This window comes from uncultured Campylobacter sp. (assembly GCF_938018145.1).
Lineage (GTDB): Bacteria > Campylobacterota > Campylobacteria > Campylobacterales > Campylobacteraceae > Campylobacter_A.
This window is the reverse complement of record NZ_CALIII010000356.1, coordinates 1-2,432: the sequence shown is the minus strand read 5'-3', so window position 1 is coordinate 2,432 and position 2,432 is coordinate 1. Positions and strand designations below refer to the sequence as shown.

Genomic DNA, 2,432 nt, shown 5'->3' with positions numbered 1-2,432 from the left:
TTGACGGTCGTTTTGACTCATGCATTTTTTAACGTGCTCGTTTTGCGCTAGCAGCGTCGCAACCGTCATCGCGGAGAGTTTTTCCTCTTCTATGTTTTTATTTAAAATTTGCGTTTGAAAGTCGAGAAATTTTTTGATATTTTCCGTCTGCGTCTGCTCGTCCCAGCGCGCTTTATAAACTGCTAAAACGCTTGCTACTACGAGGATTGCGAGCGTTAGAAGTATCTTTTTATTCACGGGCTCTGCCTAGCTCGCGCGCTAAAATTTGAGAAAATTCGGCAAAATCAGGTAAATTTAGCTCGCCCTCGCGCTGCTTTTTGCCCCACATGGACTCGGGGAAAAAGCTATCGCTCTCAAACCTCGCCATCACGTGAAAATGCACGCGCGGCACGTAGTTTGCAAAGCTTGCGATGTTTATTTTTGTTGGATTATAAAATTTTCTCATTACTTTTTCGGTCGTTAAAACCGCTTCAAATACCCTTTTTTGCGTCGCTTCGTCGCAGTCGGTTAGCTCCTTAAACGGCGTTTTGGTGAAAATTTTTACCCACGGGATTTCGCTCGTTTCTCGCTCGACGAAAATCAGCTCGTCTTCAAAAATCATTTTAAGCTCCTTTTTGATAGCGATTTTAGCCAAATTTGAATTTTAATCTTTTTAAATTTATACTTCAGGCATTTTGGCTTCGACGCTTTACGGCGGTCAATTTATAAAATTTGAAAGGAAATTTGAGCTTATGAGACGTTTGATTTCGCTCATATTTTTTGTGGCGCTGGCTTTTGGGGGCGAGCTAGCCGATCTTAGCAACGAGTGCAAAAAGGGAAACGACGAGATTTGCAAAAGGCTCTCGTTCGCGATTAAAAACCTCGAGCTTGCCTGCGATGAAGGCGGCGAGAAAAACGCGATGTATTGCGCGGGACTTGGGTATTTTTACGAGTTTGATAAGGTATTTACAAAAGCCGTGCGATACTATGACAGAGCTTGCGGGCTTGGCGCGGACAAAGCCTGCGTGTATCTGGGGCTGCTTTATCAAAATGGGCAAGGAGCGGCGCAAGATCACAAAAAGGCAAACGAGCTTTTTGCTAAAGCCTGCGAAAAGGGCGTAGGCGAGGGGTGCGCGAGCCTAGCATATAGCTACGGCAAGGGGCTTGGCGTCTATCCTGACGGCAAAAAAACGAACGAACTATTTGCCAAAGCCTGCGAGCTAGGCGAGGAAACGGCGTGCTATAATCTCGCTCTAAGCTACGCGCTAGGTGGCGGCGTGCAAAAGGACGCGGCAAAGGCGGTGCAGATATTTGCGGCCTCTTGCGATCGCGGACACGTTGGCTCTTGCGCCGATCTTGGGGTTTGCTATTTTAAGGGCGAGGGCGTAGAAAAAGACTACGAAAGAGCCGTTGTGCTCTTTACTAACGCTTGTTCGGGCGCGAGTGCGCTAGCCTGTGCAAATTTGGGCTTTGCCTACGAAAAAGGCATGGGCGTAGAAAAGAATAAAAACGCGGCCAAAGAACTTTACGATAGAGGTTGCAAGCTCGGAGAATTTAACTCGTGCCAGTATCTAAAAAATTTGCGTTGAGATAAGTGGGGAAATAAGCCCTACTGCTGTAAATTTAAAATACGGCTAGCGCGGAGAGGTCTAGAGCTATTTGTGCTGAGATGCTTGTTAAATTTTGCCCTTGAGCTAGCAGAAATGGGCGGAATAATCCGCCGCAACCAACAGCAAAAGTAAAATTTAGCGCCAAAAATAAAAGGGTGTGGGCGCCGCAAATCCAAAATAAATTTGACGCCCGTAGCTAAATTTACCGCTTAAAGTCGTGAATTTGTATATTTGCGCCATGTTTTTTGCAAAGCTGCTGCACCCTTTCTTTCAGCCTTTCCTCGTCATAGCAGATGAGATCGATGTATGCGCGCTTCTGCCCGGTTGCGCCGCCGATTATCTCCAGAAACGAGCCGCAGCCTTCCAGCTCCTCGTCCTCGATCTTGTTTCGCAGATCAAAGCCCGCCTGCATGTCGCCGCCGTTATCAATGCTAAGAAAGCAAAATTTGATGCCAAGCTCGAAAGCTTCATTGTAGATGTCGCGCTCGCCGTTTAGGTACTGATTTACAATGTTGGTCAGGCAGGTGGTGCCCACGATCACGTCCTCGCGCACTTCGCTTCCGTGCGGCTCCATCTCGTAGCTGAAAAAATTCTTTAGCGGTTCGCGCGCGGCTTTTTCGCCGAATTTCTCATCGATCAGATCGGCAAATTCGCTTAGCGGCACGCCGTTTTTCTGCGGCTTATCAAGCACTTCAAGCATTCCCAAAGTGTTAATGACCGTCGTCTCGCCGATGATGTTATCAAGCAGGATGAAACTTAGATTGCCCGCCTTGTTCTCATCCTGCGCGAGCAGAGTGGCTAGGTTTTCGTTGTAAATTTTGATATCCACATCGCTTTCGTTAA

General features: G+C 47.2%; 3 protein-coding genes and 1 pseudogene. 1 reads left to right on the top strand and 3 read right to left on the bottom strand.

Going from position 1 to position 2,432, the window contains the following annotated elements; genetic code table 11:
- Both Q0338_RS08180 and Q0338_RS08175 read right to left on the bottom strand, forming a co-directional pair.
- Positions 1–237: pseudogene (locus tag Q0338_RS08180) on the bottom strand (chemotaxis protein); the annotation flags it as partial.
- Entirely contained in the window at positions 230–601 is a 372-nt protein-coding gene (locus Q0338_RS08175) for an HIT family protein (protein ID WP_298086325.1), read from the bottom strand. The pseudogene Q0338_RS08180 and the gene Q0338_RS08175, both read right to left, overlap by 8 nt.
- 130 nt (positions 602–731) lie before the next feature.
- On the opposite strand from Q0338_RS08175, the gene Q0338_RS08170 reads away from it, so the two are divergent.
- The gene (locus Q0338_RS08170) at positions 732–1,568 is read left to right on the top strand and encodes a tetratricopeptide repeat protein (protein WP_298086324.1); all 837 of its coding nucleotides are present in this window, start codon (positions 732–734) and stop codon (positions 1,566–1,568) included.
- A gap of 223 nt (positions 1,569–1,791) precedes the next feature.
- On the opposite strand, the gene Q0338_RS08165 is transcribed toward Q0338_RS08170, so the two are convergent.
- A partial coding sequence (locus tag Q0338_RS08165) for a hypothetical protein (protein WP_298086323.1) occupies positions 1,792–2,432 on the bottom strand: 641 nt, incomplete at its 5' end.

Coding starts and splice junctions, on each gene's coding strand:
- Q0338_RS08175 (WP_298086325.1), bottom strand. CDS start 601: ATGATTTTTGAAGACGAGCTGATTTTCGTCGAGCGAGAAACGAGCGAA.
- Q0338_RS08170 (WP_298086324.1), top strand. CDS start 732: ATGAGACGTTTGATTTCGCTCATATTTTTTGTGGCGCTGGCTTTTGGG.